General features: G+C 70.5%; 14 protein-coding genes and 1 riboswitch. Of the genes, 5 read left to right on the forward strand and 9 right to left on the reverse strand.

All coding sequences use genetic code 11. The annotated features are described in order from the left end of the window. The first annotated feature begins 123 nt into the window (after nt 1-123). From AACL56_RS18985 to AACL56_RS19005, 5 genes are all read left to right on the forward strand, one after another. The gene (locus AACL56_RS18985) at nt 124-1,236 is read left to right on the forward strand and encodes a GNAT family N-acetyltransferase (protein WP_339091363.1); all 1,113 of its coding nucleotides are present in this window, start codon (nt 124-126) and stop codon (nt 1,234-1,236) included. Next, the gene (locus AACL56_RS18990; protein WP_339091364.1) at nt 1,233-2,084 is read left to right on the forward strand and encodes a PA4780 family RIO1-like protein kinase; all 852 of its coding nucleotides are present in this window, start codon (nt 1,233-1,235) and stop codon (nt 2,082-2,084) included. The genes AACL56_RS18985 and AACL56_RS18990 overlap by 4 nt, the downstream gene beginning before the upstream one ends. A gap of 21 nt (nt 2,085-2,105) precedes the next feature. Next, the gene (locus AACL56_RS18995; RefSeq protein ID WP_339091365.1) at nt 2,106-3,041 is read left to right on the forward strand and encodes an ABC transporter substrate-binding protein; all 936 of its coding nucleotides are present in this window, start codon (nt 2,106-2,108) and stop codon (nt 3,039-3,041) included. 205 nt (nt 3,042-3,246) lie between these two features. Continuing rightward, nucleotides 3,247-4,374, forward strand: a complete 1,128-nt coding sequence (locus AACL56_RS19000; RefSeq protein ID WP_339091366.1) for a HAMP domain-containing sensor histidine kinase — start codon at nt 3,247-3,249, stop codon at nt 4,372-4,374. Between the two features lie 55 nt (nt 4,375-4,429). Next, nucleotides 4,430-4,927 (forward strand): SET domain-containing protein, encoded by a 498-nt coding sequence (locus AACL56_RS19005; RefSeq protein WP_339091367.1) that lies wholly within the window; start codon nt 4,430-4,432, stop codon nt 4,925-4,927. 28 nt (nt 4,928-4,955) lie between these two features. Here AACL56_RS19005 and AACL56_RS19010 read toward each other — a convergent pair whose 3' ends face one another. From AACL56_RS19010 to AACL56_RS19050, 9 genes are all read right to left on the reverse strand, one after another. Next, nucleotides 4,956-5,297: a DUF1090 family protein gene (locus tag AACL56_RS19010; protein ID WP_339091368.1), complete on the reverse strand. Its 342-nt coding sequence runs from the start codon at nt 5,295-5,297 to the stop codon at nt 4,956-4,958. Between the two features lie 124 nt (nt 5,298-5,421). Then, on the reverse strand, nt 5,422-5,955 hold the full coding sequence (locus tag AACL56_RS19015) for a vWA domain-containing protein (protein ID WP_339092900.1): 534 nt from the start codon (nt 5,953-5,955) through the stop codon (nt 5,422-5,424). A gap of 140 nt (nt 5,956-6,095) precedes the next feature. Next, the gene (locus AACL56_RS19020) at nt 6,096-7,160 is read right to left on the reverse strand and encodes an ATP-binding protein (protein ID WP_339091369.1); all 1,065 of its coding nucleotides are present in this window, start codon (nt 7,158-7,160) and stop codon (nt 6,096-6,098) included. A gap of 100 nt (nt 7,161-7,260) precedes the next feature. Further along, nucleotides 7,261-11,073, reverse strand: a complete 3,813-nt coding sequence (gene cobN, locus AACL56_RS19025; protein WP_339091370.1) for a cobaltochelatase subunit CobN — start codon at nt 11,071-11,073, stop codon at nt 7,261-7,263. Between the two features lie 3 nt (nt 11,074-11,076). Then, a complete protein-coding gene (gene cobW / locus AACL56_RS19030) occupies nt 11,077-12,144 on the reverse strand; it encodes a cobalamin biosynthesis protein CobW (protein WP_339091371.1) in 1,068 nt (355 codons plus the stop codon). Between the two features lie 113 nt (nt 12,145-12,257). Then, nucleotides 12,258-12,935 carry an energy-coupling factor ABC transporter permease gene (locus AACL56_RS19035; RefSeq protein ID WP_339091372.1) on the reverse strand — a complete coding sequence of 226 codons (678 nt, stop codon included), beginning with the start codon at nt 12,933-12,935 and terminating at the stop codon, nt 12,258-12,260. Nucleotides 12,936-12,981: 46 nt separating this feature from the next. Continuing rightward, nucleotides 12,982-14,514 carry a PepSY domain-containing protein gene (locus AACL56_RS19040; protein WP_339091373.1) on the reverse strand — a complete coding sequence of 511 codons (1,533 nt, stop codon included), beginning with the start codon at nt 14,512-14,514 and terminating at the stop codon, nt 12,982-12,984. Nucleotides 14,515-14,525: 11 nt separating this feature from the next. After that, nucleotides 14,526-16,622 (reverse strand): TonB-dependent receptor, encoded by a 2,097-nt coding sequence (locus AACL56_RS19045; RefSeq protein WP_339091374.1) that lies wholly within the window; start codon nt 16,620-16,622, stop codon nt 14,526-14,528. 267 nt (nt 16,623-16,889) lie between these two features. Continuing rightward, nucleotides 16,890-17,166: riboswitch (cobalamin riboswitch) on the reverse strand. A gap of 39 nt (nt 17,167-17,205) precedes the next feature. Continuing rightward, the gene (locus tag AACL56_RS19050) at nt 17,206-17,445 is read right to left on the reverse strand and encodes a hypothetical protein (protein WP_339091375.1); all 240 of its coding nucleotides are present in this window, start codon (nt 17,443-17,445) and stop codon (nt 17,206-17,208) included. Between the last annotated feature and the right edge of the window lie 121 nt (nt 17,446-17,566).

Here is a 17,566-nt window from a genome sequence, read left to right on the forward strand (position 1 = left end):
CGCCATCGGTTCGCTCGTTGCGGTCTTGCCGACCGCATCGCCTCCAAGCCGCTCCGATTCAAGAAACGCCGTTGCCGCACGCATGTGCTGGCAGCGTCACGTTCATTTGTCGAGCCAACCACCATGTTCGAAGACCATGCCGCATCCGCGCGGCAGACCGTGACCACCGTGTTCGATCCCCAGCGCGCGAGCGAAGCCGACTGGGACCGCGCCCTCGCCTGCTGGCGCCTGCGCCATGCCGAGGATCATCCCCACGGGCCCGTCCCGGCCGATGCCGACACCCGGCACGCCGTGCTGCGGCACGACCCGCTCCATGTCGTGCACCGCGTGCTGGCCGCCGGCCCGGACGGCGAATGGGTCGGCAGCCTGAATGCCAGCTTCCGCCGCGAAGGCACGCCCGAACACGAGGCCTTCGCGCCTTTCGTCGACGCGTGGGGCGGCGTGCTGCGCGCGCACCAGCGCCGCGGCGTGGCCAGCACGCTGCTGCGCGCCCTGCTGGCGCTGATGAATGCACACGGCAAGTCGATCGCCACGTTCCGGACGCACCGGCCCGAAGGCCATGCCTTCCTGCAGGCCATCGGCGCCGTGGAGAAACACCGCAGCGTCGAGAACCGCATGCGCTTCGCGGGCCTCGACTGGCAGGCGCTCGCGCGCTGGCGCAGCGACGGCTTCGCGCCCGCGCACGGCCTTCGCGCCGACGTGCACGCGGGCCGCGTGCCTTTCGAGCGGCTCGCCACGCTGATAGCACCGCTCTCGCAACTGCTGGGCGACGCGCCCACCGGCAAGCTCGAACGACCGCCGATGCTCTACGACCTGGAGGGCTATCGCAGCTGGTATGCCGACCTGGACCAGCGCGGCGGCGACCACTTCCTCGTGCTGCTGCTCGACGGCGACGAAGTTGCCGCGGTGTGCGACGCCAACTGGACTCCGCGCCTTCCCGATCGCATGTACCAGAACCTCACCGCGGTGGCGCGCCGCTGGCGAGGCAAAGGCCTGGCCAAGGGCGTGAAGGCCGCGATGCTGCAGCTCGTGCGCGAGCACCACCCGGAAGTGACGCTGGCGGTCACCAGCAACGCGGAGGTCAACGCGCCGATGCTCGCCATCAACCGGCAACTCGGCTTCGAAGCGCACCGGCACGACGGCCTGTACCAGATCGGCACCGAAGGCCTGACCGCCTTTCTCTCGACACGCCCGCCGTTCTCGCCACGGCACGAAGCGGCGGAGGCACGCTCATGAAGGCGCCCCCGCGACTGCAGGCATTGATCGACGAAGGCCTGGTCGACAGCGTCGTGCGCCAGCTCATGAGCGGCAAGGAGGCGACGGTCTACGTGGTGCGCTGCGGCGAGGAAACGCGTTGCGCCAAGGTTTACAAGGAGGCCGACAGGCGCAGCTTCCGGCAGGCGGTCGACTACACCGAGAACCGGCGCGTCAAGAACACCCGCGAGGCGCGCGCCATGGCCAAGGGCACGCGCTTCGGCCGCAAGGTGACCGAGGCGATCTGGCAAAGCGCCGAGGTCGACGCGCTCCATTGGCTGGCCGCCGCCGGCGTGCGCGTGCCGACGCCGCACAACTTCCTCGAGGGCGTGCTGCTGATGGACCTCGTGACCGACGCCCGCGGCGATGCCGCGCCGCGCCTCAACGACACGATGCTTTCGCCCGAGGAGGCCGTGCGCCACCATGCAAGCCTGCTGAGGGAGGTGGTGCGCATGCTGTGCGCCGGCATCGTGCACGGCGATCTCTCGGAGTTCAACGTGCTGCTGGCCGGGGACGGGCCCGTGATCATCGACCTGCCGCAGGCCGTCGATGCCGCAGGCAACAACCACGCCCGTCGCATGCTGCTGCGCGATGTCGGGAATCTGCGCAATTTCTTCGGCCGGTTCGCGCCGGCCCTGCTGGGCACGCACTACGGCGACGAGATCTGGCAGCTCTACGAGCGCGGCCTGCTGCGCCCCGGTACCGAACTGACGGGCACCTTCGCGCGCGAGACCGGACCGGTCGACCTGGGCAAGGTGCTGCGCGAGGTGGACGACGCGCGCGAGGAGGAGGCGGCCCGGCGGCTGCGCATGCGCACGCCGCGACAATAGCGGACCGAACCCGCCTGCCCGATGACTTCCTCCGCCCTGCCGAACCCCGCTCCGCGTCCGCCGCTTTTTACCGCCGCACGGCAGATCGCCAGGGCCGCCGCGTTCGTGGCGCTGGGCTTCGGCCCGGCGGCGCACGCGGCCGGCATCCGCCTCGAGGACGACCGCGGCACCACCGTCGAGCTGCAGGCGCCGGCCCGGCGCATCGTGTCGCTGATGCCTTCGCTGACCGAAACCGTCTGCGCGCTCGACGCCTGCGACCGGCTTGTGGGCATCGACCGCCATGCCAACTGGCCGCAGTCGGTCAAGGGCCTGCCCCAGGTGGGCGGGATCGACGACGCCAACATCGAGCGCATCGTCGCGCTCAAGCCCGACCTGGTGCTGCTGCGCCCGCGCAGCCGCGCGGCCGAGCCGCTGGAGCGTCTGGGCATCAAGGTGCTGGCGCTCGACGCCAAGACCCACGCCGACATGCGCCGCACGATGGAGACCGTGGCCCGCGCCACCGGCCGCCCCGGCGCGGGCGAGGCCTACTGGCGCAAGCTCGACGCCGGGCTGGACGCCGCGCGCGCCCGCGTGCCGGCCGGCTGGCAGGGGCGGCGCGTGTACTTCGAGGTGCACGGTGGCATGGCTGCGGCGAGCGAGAGTTCCTTCATCGGCGAGACGCTGGCGCGCCTCGGGCTGGGCAACGCGGTGCCCGGCACGCTCGGCCCGTTCCCCAAGATGAGCCCCGAATTCGTGGTGCGCGCCGACCCCGACGTGCTGATGGTGTCCGCGCTGGGCGAGATCTCGGCCATGGCCGCGCGGCCGGGCTGGTCGGCCATGTCGGCCATCAGGCGCGGGCGCGTGTGCAGCTTCGCCTCGGCGCGCTTCGACCTGATGATGCGGCCCGGCCCGCGGCTGGACGAGGCGGCCGACGCCATCGTGGGCTGCCTGGCCTCGCTGGGCGACGCGAAGCCCTGAGCCCCGCGGCCCGGGCGATGAGGTGTTCCGGCCCTTCCGGCAACCGCAACCGCAACCGCTGTCGTACCATTGGCTTACCTTGACCCCCGGCTCCCAAAACCCTTCCGCCTCACCGGCGCCTCCGGCTTCCACGGGAAGCCTCGGCTCGATCGATTCCGTCGAGGCGATCGCGCGTGACGTTGCGGCCATCGCGCGAATCAGCGCAGTGCCCTCGCTGTTGAAGATCATCTGCCAGAACACCGGCATGGGCTTTGCCGCCGTCGCCCGCGTGACGGACGGCACCTGGACCGCCTGCGCAGTGCAGGACGACATCCAGTTCGGCCTGCTCCCCGGCGGCCAGCTCAAGGTGGAGACCACGCTGTGCAGCGAATCGCGTGCGGCCCGCCAGCCGGTGGTGATCGACCGGGCCAGCATCGACCCGGTCTACTTCAACCACCACACGCCGCGCATGTACAACATCGAGAGCTACATCTCGGTGCCGATCATCCACAGCAACGGCGAGTACTTCGGCAACCTCTGCGCCATCGATCCGCGCCCGGCCGTGGTGTCCGACGCGCGCGTGGTGTCGATGTTCACCGCCTTCGCCGACCTGATCGCGCGCCAGCTCGAGAACGAGGACCGGCAGGAACGCACCGAGGTCGAACTGCAGTCGGAGCGCGTCACGGCCGAGCTGCGCGAGCAGTTCATCGCGGTGCTGGGGCACGACCTTCGCAACCCGTTGTCGGCGGTGGGCGCCGCGGCCGAGCTGCTGGCGCGCCGCGAGTCGGAGCCCGACCTGGTCAGGCTCGGCGCGCGGCTCAAGGCCAGCACGCGGCGCATGTCGGCACTGATCGACGACGTGCTCGACTTCGCGCGGGTGCGCCTGGGCGCTGGCATGAGCCTCAGCATCCGCGAAGCCGACTTCCTGGCTTCGGCGCTGAAGGACGTGGTCGAGGAGGTGCGCGCTGCCAATCCGCAGCTCGACATCCGCGACGACATCGCCATCAACGGCACGGTGCGCTGCGACCAGGGCCGCATCCAGCAGGTACTGTCCAACCTGATCGGCAACGCGGTGACGCACGGCGCGCCCGATCGGCCGATCGAGGTGCGCGCCGCCATCGAGGGCGACGACCTCGTGCTGTCGGTGACCAACGGCGGCACGCCGATCCCGCCGGACGACCTGGCAAAGATCTTCCAGCCCTACTGGCGGCCCGCGAACAGCAAGCCCGGCGGCGGGCTCGGGCTGGGCCTCTACATCGCATCGGAGATCGTCGCCGGCCACGCAGGCACGCTGCGCGTCACCTCGGGGGCAAGCGAGGGCACATGCTTTCTCGCGACGATCCCGGCGGCGTAGACAAGGCCGCCCACGCAGCGCGGCACGCCGCACCCGCAGATTTTCTTTCTTTCCCATGAAGCATCACAAGCGAACCTCGTCCACCCCCTTCGTGCGGGTAGGCCCCAGCGGCGTGCACGGCCTGGGCGCCTTCGCCACGCGCGACCTTCCCGCCGAAGCCTTCCTCGGCCTCTACGAAGGCCGCCGCTACACCAAGGCCGAGATCGCCACGAAGGTGTGGGACGACCAGCTCACCTACCTGTTCACGTTGACGAACCAGGAAACCATCGACGGTGCCAAGGGCGGCAATGCGACACGCCACCTCAACCACTCGTGCGAGCCGAACTGCGAGGCGGTCGAGGAATACGACGAAAGCGGCGAGCTGGTGCTGAAGTTCCAGACGCTGACGGAAGTGGACGCGGGCGACGAGCTGTTCATCGACTACTCGCTCACAGCCGACGACGGCTCTCCGCCATCGAAGTACCCCTGCCACTGCGGCGCGCCCAGCTGCCGCGGAACGATGCTGGCGCCCGTCGACACCGCGTTGCCGCCGGTGGACCAAGCCGCCGCCTGAGGCCACGGCGGCGAAGCAGCCGCCACGGTCACTGCGCAGTGCCGCGCAAACTGCGCAGTTGCGATTCGGCCTGCTCGAGTTCCGAACGGAGCACGCGGATCTCCTGCTCCAGGCGCTCGATGCGCGCCTCGCGGCCCTGCGGCGCGGCCGGTGCCGTGCACCGCACCTGCAGCCCGGCGAGCGCGTCGGCCAGCTCGCGGCGGCGCAGCATCTGGCCTCTTGAGCGGGCCAGGTCGATGTCGCGCTCGAGCAGGGCCTCCTGCGCCTTGCAGTCCTCGCCCTTCAAAGGAGCTGCGGCCGGTGCGGACTGGGCGAAGGCAGGTGCGGCCAGCGTCAACGCAAGGGCCAGGAAGCAGGGTTTCACACGCATGCCGCACGGTACCCGAACTTCTTCGCCGCGAGTCCGTACAGCCCTCGAAGGGATCCGGCCATGCGTCTTTTTCGAAGCACTGTCTGCAGGCCTGCGCGGGCCTGCGTGGAACGGTGCCGGGGCCTCAGACCTCACGGTCTGGCGCACGATCTGCCGCAAGGTCCGCCACGAGGTAGCGCGCATCCCAGCGCGCAGCGAGTTGCCGAGCCCGGTGCAACGGCACGCGCGCCGCCTCGAAGTCCACCACGCACGCCACATCGGCGGCCTCGGGACGCGCGGGACTCTCGCTGCTGCGGCCGTCGGTCAACAGCCACAGCCAGCGCTGGCGCGACTCGTTCCTTGCCAGCAGTTGCCCGGCGTGCAGCACCCCGAGCGCCAGCGGCGTGCCGCCGCCCGCCGCAATGGGAGCGATCCAGTCGTCGTTCCATGCACTGGCACGGCGCGGCGGCAGGCGCAGCTCGACCACGTCGCCGGCGAAGCACAGAAGCGCGACATGGTCGCGGCGCTGGTAGGCCTCGTCCATCAACGCAAGCAGCAGGCCCTTGGCGCGCGCGAGGTTGCCGTCGTCACGCATCGAGGCCGAACAGTCGAGCAGAAAGCAGTGCAGCGCGCCACTGCGCGTTTCCTGCGGGCGATGGCGCAGATGCTCCGGACCCAGGCGTGCCGCCCCGCGTGCCGCGAAGGTGCGCGGCCAGTCGAAGGCCGCGCCCTGCCGCGCGGCACCATGCCATGCATCCCGCTGCGTGCCCTGCCTCCGGTCACCCTGGCGCGCGCCAGCGGATGCCGCATCCCGGAGGCTCAGGCTTTTTTTGGGACGGCCCGTGATGTGGAGAGCAACGGACGCAGCGGCTTCACACGCTCGATGCCGACCGGCTCGGGCGGCATCGCGCCCCAGTCGCCGTCACCGGCGTCACCGGCATCGTCCGGCTGCGGTGCGCCACCCGCGTCCTGCTTGCGAGGAACAGGTGCAGCGGCCGGCGGAGCGCTCGCCGACACCGGCTTGCGGCGATGCAACAGCACCGCTTCGGCCACGCGCTGCACGTGGCCGGCGCTGATGGCCGGCGCGTCTTCCCAGGCGGCGAGCGCGCGGGCCGAGCGCAGCATCACGAGGTCGGCGCGCAGGCCGTCGACGCCGGCCTCGATGCACAGGGCGCCGACCGTCTCGTGCGTCGCATCGTCGTAAGGCAGCGCGGACGCATCGCCCAAGCGGGCGCGGGCACGCGACAGGGACCCCGCCAGCGCGGCCTGCTCCTGCGCATGCCGGGCGCGAAAGCCCTGCGGGTCGGCATCGAAGGCCAGGCGTGCGCGCACGATGGCCTGGCGTTCGGCCGCGTCCTCGATGTTGCGCAGCTGCACGCACAGCCCGAAGCGGTCGAGCAACTGGGGCCGCAGCGTGCCCTCCTCCGGATTCATGGTGCCCACCAGCACGAAGCGCGCGGCGTGGCGGTGCGAGATGCCATCGCGCTCCACCACGTTCACGCCGCTGGCAGCCGCGTCGAGCAGCGAGTCGATCAGCGCGTCGGGCAGCAGGTTGATCTCGTCCACGTACAGCACGCCGCCGTGCGCGCGCGCAAGCAGCCCCGGCGCGAACCTCAATTCATGGCCGGCCATCGCCTGCCCCAGGTCGAGCGTGCCGACGAGGCTCTCGAGGCTGGCGCCCAGCGGCAGCGTGACGAACGGTGCACCGGGCATCAGTTCGGCCAGCGCGCGCGCGGCGGTGGTTTTGGCGGTGCCGCGCGGCCCTTCGATCAGCACCCCGCCCAGTCCGGGGTCGGCCGCGGCCAGCAGCAGCGCCTGGCGAAGCTGAGGCTGGCCTGCGATGGCGGCAAAGGGGAAAGGCACCGGCATGTCTGCGGCGGTCATCGTTGAAGCTCCTGGTCGTCGCGGTGCGACTGCATGACGGGGGGAATACGGTGGAAACGGCCTTGCCGCACGCGCAGCGAACGACGACCGGCGAACGGCTTCATCGGCCTTCCATCCGCTGCTCCTGGTCGAGCAGCAGGTTCTCGAGCTGGTCCTTGTAGTCGCCGGGCGACTGCCACAGGCCGCGCTGCATGGCTTCGAGCAGGCGGCTGAGCATGTCGTGCAACGCGCGTGGATTGTGCTCGCCCACGAAGCTGCGCGTGGCGTCGTCGAGCACGTAGGCGTCCGCCACCATGGCGTACTGGTGATCGCCGACCACGCGCGCGGTGGCATCGAAGCCGAACAGGTAGTCGACCGTGGCGGCCATCTCGAAGGCGCCCTTGTAGCCGTGGCGCTTCACGCCATCGATCCACTTCGGGTTGACCACGCGGGCGCGGATGACGCGGCTGATCTCTTCCTTCAGCGTGCGCACGCGCGGTGCCTGCGGGTTGCCGTGGTCGCCGTGGTACATGGCCGGCTGCCGGCCGCTCAGGTGACGCACGGCCGCAGCCATGCCGCCCTGGAACTGGTAGTAGTCGTTGGAGTCGAGCAGGTCGTGCTCGCGGCTGTCCTGGTTCTGTATGACCACGTTCATGCCGCCCAGCCTTCGTACCAGCGCGTCGGCCGCGGGCACGCCGTCGCTGCCCCGCCCGTAGGCGTGCGCGCTGCCGCCGACGTAGGCCTTCGACAGGTCGTCGTCGGTCTGCCAGGCGCCGTGGTCGAACAGCGGCTGCAGGCCCGAGCCGTAGCTGCCGGGCGCCGAACCGAACACACGCCAGCCGGCCTGCAGGCGCGCGGCCTCGGGGCCGATGCCCTGCGCCTCGAGCGCCGCCGTCTCGCGCAGGATGCGCGCACGGATCGGATTGCGCTCGGCATCCTCGTCCTCCTGCGCGGCCACGGCCTGCACGGCGGCGTCGAACATCTGCACGGCGTTCGGGAAGGCATCGCGGAAGAAGCCCGAGATGCGCAGCGTGACATCGATGCGCGGACGGCCGATGCCCACCGTGGGCAGAACCTCGAAGTCGACCACGCGCTGGCTGCCGGGCGCCCACTTGGGCCGTACGCCGATCAGCGCGAAGGCCTGCGCCAGGTCGTCGCCGCCGGTGCGCATGGTCGCGGTGCCCCACACCGACAGGCCCAGCGCCACCGGGTAGTCGCCATGCTCCTGAAGGTGGCGCTCGACCAGTTGCGCGGCCGACTTGAGGCCGAGCATCCAGGCGGTGGGCGTGGGAATGGCGCGGATGTCGACCGCGTAGAAGTTGCGCCCGGTGGGCAGCACGTCGGGCCGGCCGCGCGAAGGCGAACCGCTCGGGCCGGGCGGCACGAAGCGGCCCTGAAGCGCGCGCAGGAGCTGCAGCAGTTCCTGCGCGCCGCAGGCATCGAGCGCGGGCGCGACGCTGCGCTCGATACGTTTCATCACCGCCGCCGTGCGCGGCAGCTCCGGCGGGCACGCGCCCTCTTCCAGCAGCCGTTGCGCGAGCAGTTCCAGCCGCTCGCGCGTGTCGCCCTGGTGCCGCCAGGCATCGGCGCTGACCGACTGCAGCAGCGCGGGTCGTGCGCCGTGCCACGGCTTTGCCGCATCGATGTCGAGCGGATCGAAGTTCTCCTCGGGGAGCAGGTCGTGGGACAGCGCGCCGAGCAGCCCCTCGTTCGCACCCGCACCGTCGAGCGCGGGAAAACGTGCCAGGGCCAGCAGCGTGTCGCGCCGCAACCGCGCCTGCGGCGATGCGCCGAACACATGGAGACCGTCGCGGATCTGCGTTTCCTTCAGCTCGCACAGGTAGGCATCCACGCGCGCCAGCACGGCGTCGTCTTCGGCGCCGGGCATGCCCAGTTCCTCGACCAGGTGCTGCGCGCGCACCGCGGCGAGGATCTGCGCGCGCAGCACCCTGGCGCGGCGCGCATCGACGAGCAGCGCGTCGTAGTACTCGTCGACCTGGCGCTCCAGGTCCTGCAGCGGACCGTGGTTCTCCGCGCGCGTGAGCGGCGGCATCAGGTGGTCGACGATGACCGCCTGCGTGCGCCGCTTGGCCTGCGCGCCCTCGCCCGGATCGTTGACGATGAAGGGATACACATTCGGCATCGGCCCGAGGATGGCGTCGGGCCAGCAGGTCTGCGCCAGCGCGATGCTCTTGCCGGGCAGCCATTCGAGGTTGCCGTGCTTGCCGACATGCACCACCGCATCGATGGCGAACACGTCGCGCAGCCAGAAATAGAACGCGAGGTAGCTGTGCGGCGGCACCAGTTCGGCGTTGTGGTAGCTCGCGTAGTCGGCCGCGCCGGGTTCACCGAGTGCACGCGCGGGCTGGATGCCGACGAACACGCGGCCCAGCCGCAGGCCGGCGATCATGAAGCGGCCCTGGCGCACCATCGGGTCCTGCTCGGGCCTGCCCCAGCGCGCGTCGATGGCGGCCGCCATGCCTTCGGGCAGGGCCGCGAGCCTCGTGCGGTAGTGCTCGATGGCGTAGCTCTGCCACGCGGGCCGCGCGGCCCAACGCGCGGGGTCGTTGGCAATGCCCTGCTGCAGCCGGCGCATGAGCGCATCGCCGTCCTCGGGCATCGCCTGCGCATCGCCCAGCTCGTAGCCGCCGGCCTGCATCGCGCGCAGGATGCCGACGACCGAGGCCGGCGTGTCGAGTCCCACGCCGCTGCCGATGCGGCCTTCGCTGCCCGGGTAGTTCGCCAGGATCAGCGCCACGCGCTTGTCTGCGGCGCCAAGGCTGCGCAGCCTGCACCAGCGCCGCGCCAGTTCGGCCACGAAGGCCACGCGGTCGGGCTCGGGCTGGTAGTTGACCACCTCGGTCTGCGTGAGCTCGCAGCGATGCGACAGCCCCTTGAAGCTCACGGCGCGCGTGATGATGCGGCCGTCCATCTCCGGCAGCGCGATCTGCATCGCGATGTCGCGCGGGCGCAGGCCCTGGCTGTCGGCGAGCCAGTCCTCGCGGTTGCCGCCGCTCACGATGACCTGCAGCACGGGCGCATCGCCGGCCAGCGCGAGGTCTTCGCGTTGTTCGTCCTTCGAGCCCTGCCCCAGCGCAGCGAACGCGGTGGTGTTGAGCACCAGCTGGGCATCGTGCTCGACGCACAGCGCACGCAATGCGGACAGGCACAGCGGATCTTTCAGCGAATCGAGCGCGATCGGCAGCGGGTTGAGCCCTTCGGCGCGCAGCGCCCCGGCGATGGCATCGAAGGCCGCCGTGTTGCCGGACTGCAGGTGCGACCGGTAGAACACCAGCGCCACCACCGGCGCGCCGTCGCGCCAGCCGGCGCGCAGGTCATCGATGCCAGCCACGGTGTGCAGCGCGTGCATGCCGCCCGGCACGTGCAGCGCCACCTGCGGCAGGCTGCGCGGCGGCAGGGGCGCCTCGCCATGGCGCAACCCGTGGAAGGCCACCGCGCGCAGGAACTGCATCGCGTTGCCCGCCCCGCCGCTGCGCATGTACTGCCACAGCTGGCGGCTCACTTCGCGCGGCGCGGTGCCGCGCGCGAGCAGGTCTTCGTCTTCCTGCAGGTCGCCCGAGAACATGGCGAGCTGCTGGCCCTTGCGCCTGGCGAGCTTCTCGAGCTGCTGCAGCCCGTAGGCCCAGGCGGATTCCGCCCCGAGGTGGTCGACCACCACCACGCGCGCATGCTGCAGCACCTCGTCGATGTAAAGGTCGAGCGAAGCCGGCTGCCGCAGGTACATCAGGTTGGCCAGCCGCAGCGACGGATAGCCGGGGTCGGTGACGGCCAGCGCCGTGCGTGCCGCGGCCAGCAGCGCGAGCGTGGTGTCGGCCGAGCTGAGCACCACGATGTCGCCCGGCGTCTGGTCGAGCCGGGTGACGACGCTGTCGTCCTCGACGAAGCGCCCGGGTTGCGTGCTCAGCAGGTGCATGGGTCAGGCCGCGACCGCGCTCACCGCGTCCAGCGCCTTGCGCAGCGCGGCTTCGTCCAGGTCCTCGCCGATGAACACAAGCCGCGTGCGCTGCGCCTCGCCGTCGCGCCAGCGGCGGTCGAAATGATGGTCGAAGCGGCGGCCCACGCCCTGCACCAGCAGGCGCATAGGCTTGCCCGGAATGGCGACGAATCCCTTCACGCGGTAGATGGTGTGCTGCTCGACCAGCTTGCCGAGCACGGCCAGCAGGCTGTCGCGGTCCACGGGCGGCAGCTCGATCACGAGCGAGTCGAACTCGTCGTGGTCGTGGTCTTCCTCGTGGTCGTGGTGGCTCTCGCGCAGGTGGATGGTGGTTTCGGCCGCACGGCCCTGGCCCAGCAGCAGCGCGAGCGGCAGCCTGCCTTCGCTGGCCGCCACGATCTTCACCTCGGGCGGCAGTTCCTCGCGCACCAGTGCCTCGACCTGCGTGCGCATCGCGTCGTCCATCAGGTCGGTCTTGTTGAGCACCACGAGGTCGGCGGCGGAGAGCTGGTCTTCGAACAGCTCGTGCAGCGGCGACTCGTGGTCGAGGTTGGGGTCGGCGCGGCGGGCTTCGTCGACGGCTTCGGGGTTCTCGGCGAACTGGCCCGACGCGGCGGCCGGGCCGTCGACCACGGTGACCACCGAATCGACAGTGAAGATGTTGGCGATATCCGGCCACTGGAAGGCCTGCACCAGCGGCTTGGGCAGCGCGAGGCCCGAGGTTTCGATGAGCACCGCATCGAGCTCGCCGCGGCGTTCGGCCAGCTGCAGCATCACCGGCAGGAACTCTTCCTGCACGGTGCAGCAGACGCAGCCGTTGGCCAGCTCGTACAGCGCACCGGCCCGCTCGTTGCCTTCGTCGTCGCAGCCGATGCCGCAGCCGCGAAGGATCTCGCCGTCGATGCCGAGCTCGCCGAACTCGTTGACGATCACTGCGATGCGGCGGCCTTCGGCGTTGCCGAGGATGTGGCGCAGCAGCGTGGTCTTGCCGCTGCCGAGGAACCCCGTGACGATGGTGACGGGGATCTTGGCGTTGCTTGCTTGTGTCATGGGAAGAAGACTTTCAGGTGCCGCGGCGGCCGAAGGCTGCCCCGGGGAATGGCGCAGGGCGCCCGCGGCATCGCCGGGGCGCCCTCTTGAAAAGGACGGGTCGGACGGAAGGATCAGACCGCGTTGTACAGGCGGCGCTCGACGAAGGCCGAACCCTGCAGGCGGCGCCAGGCCTTGGCGGCCGCGAGCACGCCGAGGTCGACCAGCGGCTCGACCAGCACCACGGTCATGTAGGCGGCGCCGAAGCTGGCGATCTGGCCCAGGTTCTCGAGGCCGGTGCCGCGCCCGTACAGCGCCCAGAAGCCGACCCACACCACGATGCCGCCCTGGTAGGCCACCGACAGCTTGAAGGCCTGCTGGTAGCTCAGGTCCACGTAGGCCACGTTCTTCGGAATGATGCGGCGCGCCAGCGCGGCGGTGGCGAACAGCGGCACCAGCAGCGTGGTGACGTTCATGCCGTACTGCGGAATGTCCTGCGGCTCGAAGAACATGCCCTGGATGAGCAACCCGCCCGCCAGGCCGATGGCCGCGGGCGCGAGCCCGAACACCAGCAGCAGCGTGGTGCCGAGGATCAGGTGCACCTCGGACACGCCGACGGGGTGATGCGGCAGCACCTCGAAGAAGCAGAACACCAGCGCCACGGCAATCGCCGAGCGCAGCACGAGGGCGGCAAGGCCGTCCTTCAAGGCAGTCTGGATGGCCACCTTGCCCGTGTAGGCGAGCGCGGCTGCTGCCGTGGCGTAGCTGAGAAAAATCTTGGTTCCGTCGACGAGACCTGGTTCGATGTGCATCGAGCACCTCCTGAAATGCACCGAAGTGCGAAAGTTGATTGTTGGTTCATGGACCCGCCTGCGCAAGCCCCTTCGAGGCGGCCGCCCGCGCCGGTCTGCGACGCAGTCGGCGCCAGCCGATCACCACGCCGCTGGCTGAGGCCACGATGCCGACGAGTGACAGCAGCCACATCACGAGGTCCCAGGCCGGCCGGTACTGGATGAGCCAGGGAAAGTCGAGGCTGTGGGCGGCATTGAACAGCCATCGGCGCAGGCGCGAATTGCTGTCGTTGCTTCCGGCGACCTGCCCGCTGGCGGGGTCGATGTAGACCCGGCTGCGCGCCGGATCGTCGAACTGCAGGCGCCATACCGGCACGATGCGCTCGCGGTGGTGGCCGTACCAGTGGAAATCCTCGCGGACCTGCAGCGTGGTGTCGACGATGCGCGCGCCGGGGCGCAGGCGCGACGCCGCGCGCACGATGTCGTCCCTGGCGATGGCTGCAGGCGCGCCGGTGGCGGCATCGACCACCCGCACGCGGGCCTTCGCGTCGCGCAGCTGCAGCAGCGGCCTGCCGTCGAACCACAGCAGCACGGCCTCGCGCGGTGCCGCGTCGCCCTCGCCCGTCGGCAAGGCGGCGGGCGGCCACGGGAAGGGCGAGGTGCCCGCCCCGGTGTAGCGCGCCATGGCCGCCGCATCGCCGCCGCGCTGGAACCAGCCGTTGGGGTTCATCGACAGCCAGCCGCTGACGATCCACGTCAGCACGAAGAAGCCGCCGATCAGGCCGGCGATGTGGTGCCAGGCCATCCAGCCGGTATAGGGCGTGACTGCGCCGTTGCGGAACCGGCGGCGCAGCCGCACACGCAGGATGCCGATGACGATGCCCGTGACAGCCGAGACGATGCATGCCGCCGACATCCACACCACCACGTCGTGCCAGAGCGGCGGATCGGCGCGCAGCGGCGTGAAGTAGATCCAGTGCGGCACCGAGCCGAGCCAGTTCCAGAAGCGCTCGGGGCGCGTGGTGTCGCGCACCACCTCGCCGTTGCGTTGCGACACGTAGAGCTCGGTGCCGGCCGCATCGCCGACCTCGATGCGGTGCAGCGGCCGCAGCGGGTTCAGGCCTTGCGGCACGGTCCACTGGTCGCGATCGAGCGTCTCTGCCCAGCGCGCGCCGGGCTGGCCGGAGAACGCGCGCGCAATGGCTTCGGCCTGCACCGCATCGACCGGGCCGGGCACGCGGCCGTCGCGCGCCGACACGGTGTGCCGGCCGCCGCGCGCATCGACGATGCGCCACACCGGTTGCGGGTCGGTGCCGCCCTGTGTCTCGAGCCCCATGCGCCGCGGCTGCAGCCCGCGCACCTCGGGCGGCAGCGCCTGCAGCGCGGCCGCAGGCGACAGCTGCGCCTGCCCGAAGCGCAGCGGCGCGAGCCCGGCCAGCCGCTCCTCGTCCGTGAGGTTCGGATACCCCACGTACATCATGACCACGCCCGATGCGAACCACATGACGAACAGCAGGCAGCCGCCGATGCCCAGCCACCGGTGCGTCCAGTAGAGCCAGTGCCGGATGCGCGGCCAGGCGCGGCGCCATGCGGAAGCCATGTGCATGCGTTTCAGAAGTTGACCAGTGCCGACAGCTCGAACGAGCGCGGACGCCCCAGCAGCCACTGGTTGCCGCTGTTGGAGAACGACACCGGGTACTTGCGGTCTGCGAGGTTGTAGGCACGCAGCGCCAGCCTGAGCGACGGATTCGCCTGCCAGCTCACCGAGGCATCCGCCACGGTGTACGAGCCGATCTTTCGCGAGTTGGCCGAATCGACCTGGCGCGGCCCGACGTAGCGCAAGCCGAAGGCAGCCTCCCACTGCGGCAGGAAGCGCCAGTTGAGCCACAGGTTCGCCGCTTCCTCGGGCACGCCGGTGGGCGTGTTGCCGGCACGCGAGACCAGCCTGCCGCCGACGACCTCGTTGAAGTCGTCGTAGCGCGCGCGCAGCTTCGACACGTTGGCCTCGAGCCGCAGCGTCGAGGTGAGCGCCAGGTCGAGCGTGGCCTCGATGCCCTCGGACGACTGCTGGCCGATCTGCTGCGTCTTGTTCGGGTCGCTCGCGTCGCGCGACAGCAGCTTGTTCTTCTCGATGCGGTAGGCGGCCACCGTCCAGGCACCGCGGTTGTCGGCGAGCTGGCGCTTGTAGCCCACCTCGACCTGCTTGCCCGTGCTGAGCTCGAACGGCACCTGCGTGGCCGACGTGCTGATGAGCGAGGTCAGAGGATCGGCCGCGCGCGCCACCTGCGCGTAGTACGACTGCGACGCATCGGGCGCATACACCACGCCCAGGCGGCCGGTGCCGTACTCGAAGGTCTTGCCGAGGTTGTTGGCCGCGTTCTGCAGGTCGGTGCGCGCCACCTTGGCATGGTCCCAGCGCAGGCTGCCCACCACCGACCATTGCTCGTCGAGGGCCAGCTTGTCTTCGGTGAAGAAGGCGTAGGTGTCGGTCTTGGTGCGGTAGCGCGGCGTGTAGGCCACAGGCGACGCGTAGTAGCCCGGGTTGAACACGAACGGGTCGACCACCGAGCGCCCGCCGTAGGGCGAGTCGTTGGTGTGCTGGAAGTCGATGCGGTTCACGTCGAAGCCCGCCAGCACCTGGTTGGCCATGCCGAACACGCTGTGCTTGAAGATGGCGTCGGTGCGGTTGCCGATCTGCTCCTGGTCGTGGCCGATCTCCAGGTAGTCGCCCCGCGTCACGCGGCGCGTGCTGGCACTGTAGGTGTAGGTCTCGCTGTTGCGCCAGTGGCGCGTGCTCTCGAGGCGGTATAGCTGGTTGCGCACGGTGACGGCGGCGCTGGGCGTCCAGACGGCGTCGAGCCGGGTCCACTTGTCGCGGTACTTGATCTCGGCGTCGTCGAGGTTGTAGTTCTGGCGCAGCGTCTGGCTGCTCAGGTGGCCGTCGATCAGCGGCACGCCGTAGTAGCGCTGCGGCGTCTGCACGCCCTCGTCGTGCGACAGCGTGAACTGCAGCTGCGGCGACACGTCGAGCCGCACCGCCGCGCCCACCGCCAGGCTCTCGGTCTCGCCGCGCTGCATGAAGCCGTCGGTGGTGCGGTGGCTGATGTCGAAGCGGTACGAGAGCCTGTCGTTGATCGCCCCGCCGCTGCCGAAGGCCACCTGGCGGGTGGCGTCGGAGCCGAGCGTGACCAGCGCTTCGTTCTGGATCGGGCCGCGCGTGGGCTTCTTGGGCACCACGTTGATGGCGCCGCCGATGGCACCTTCGCCGTACATCACCGAGGCCGCGCCGCGCAGCACCTCGATGCGGTCGACCGACCAGGTGTCGAAGGGGAAGGTGACGGTGCCTGCACCGGCATACAGGCGTGTGCCGTCGAACAGCTGCATCACCGAGCCGTGGCCCGGGAAGCCGCGCGCAGCCATCGCCGTGCCGCCGTTGCCGGGGCCTGGCGAGCCGGTGATGCCGGTGGCGCGGGTGGCCGCGTCAATCACGGACGCGTCGCCGCGCGCGCGGATGGTGTCGCCGGTCAGCACCTCGATGCTGGCCGGCGTCTCGAGCGGCGTGAGCCCCAGGCGGCTGCCGGTCTGCGTCGGTTCGTCGATGGCCAGCGGCGTGTGGCGCTCGGCCTCGACCTGCACCGGTGCGAGGCTGCGGTTTCCCGCGGCCGCATCGGCCGCCTGCGCCAGCACCAGCGACGGGCCGAAGGCCAACCCCAGCCCGAATGAAAGTCCCGAGAGTCTCGAAAGGCGCGCAACGCCCGCGGTGTGTGAAATGCGTGCGCGGCGCGGCGCTGCGCCCCTGCCCATGCCGACGCGTCGGCGTGCTGGCGATGCCTGATCCATGTGATTGCCCTCTCCGTCCTGCGTCCCCGCAGGCTCCCGACCGATGAAGGACGTCGCGGGAAAGGACAAGGGGCTGCGGCGGCTCGCACGGAAGGTACGGAACGCGGCAGGCCCGGACACGCACTCCCGCTGCGTCCGAAGGCGGTTGCGAAGGCCGGTATCCGGGCTTGCGGAGCGCCGCGGCGCGCACTGTGGCAGTGCGCGCCGCGGCAGAAACCCTCGCCTTCCCACGCCGAAGCGCAGTGGCTGCCGGCCTCATCGAAGAGGCGCGGGCTTGAGAGTTTCCGATCCGCCGACCGTTGCGGGGGCAGCGCAGGAATGACCGTGTCGGCGACGACACGGCGCACCTGCTTCCCGTTTAACCCCGAACGCCATGGCATGGCGGTAGGGGCACCTTCGAACCGTTTGACCGGGTGCGTACAGGAAAAACCAGCGCACCGGGACCGCGAAATTATAGGGAGCCGGAGGCCGTACCGCCGGGGCCGAACAGCCGGCGCATCACCGCCACCCCCGCGACCAGCGCGTTCGAGTAGGTGGCGTAGGGCGCGTGAGCGGCTTCCAGCGGGACGTATGTATGGGCGGTATCGCGCGGGGTTCCCGGCGTGTCGTCCACCGCTTCCATCAGCACCCAATAGAACTCGCCCGCTTCCAGTTCGTGGACGGTGAGCGCGATGTTTCTCGGTGAGGCCATGGGGTGGACGATAAGTGGTGATCGGTCAATGGCTAGAGGACGGCTCCGGTTGACAGCTTCCGGACTTCTCCTACAGCGCTTGTCTCGGTCGCGAACCAGTGTTGATTCCAGGGGCCGTCAG

Origin of the sequence: Variovorax paradoxus (assembly GCF_902712855.1) — a bacterium.
Lineage (GTDB): Bacteria > Pseudomonadota > Gammaproteobacteria > Burkholderiales > Burkholderiaceae_C > Variovorax > Variovorax paradoxus_Q.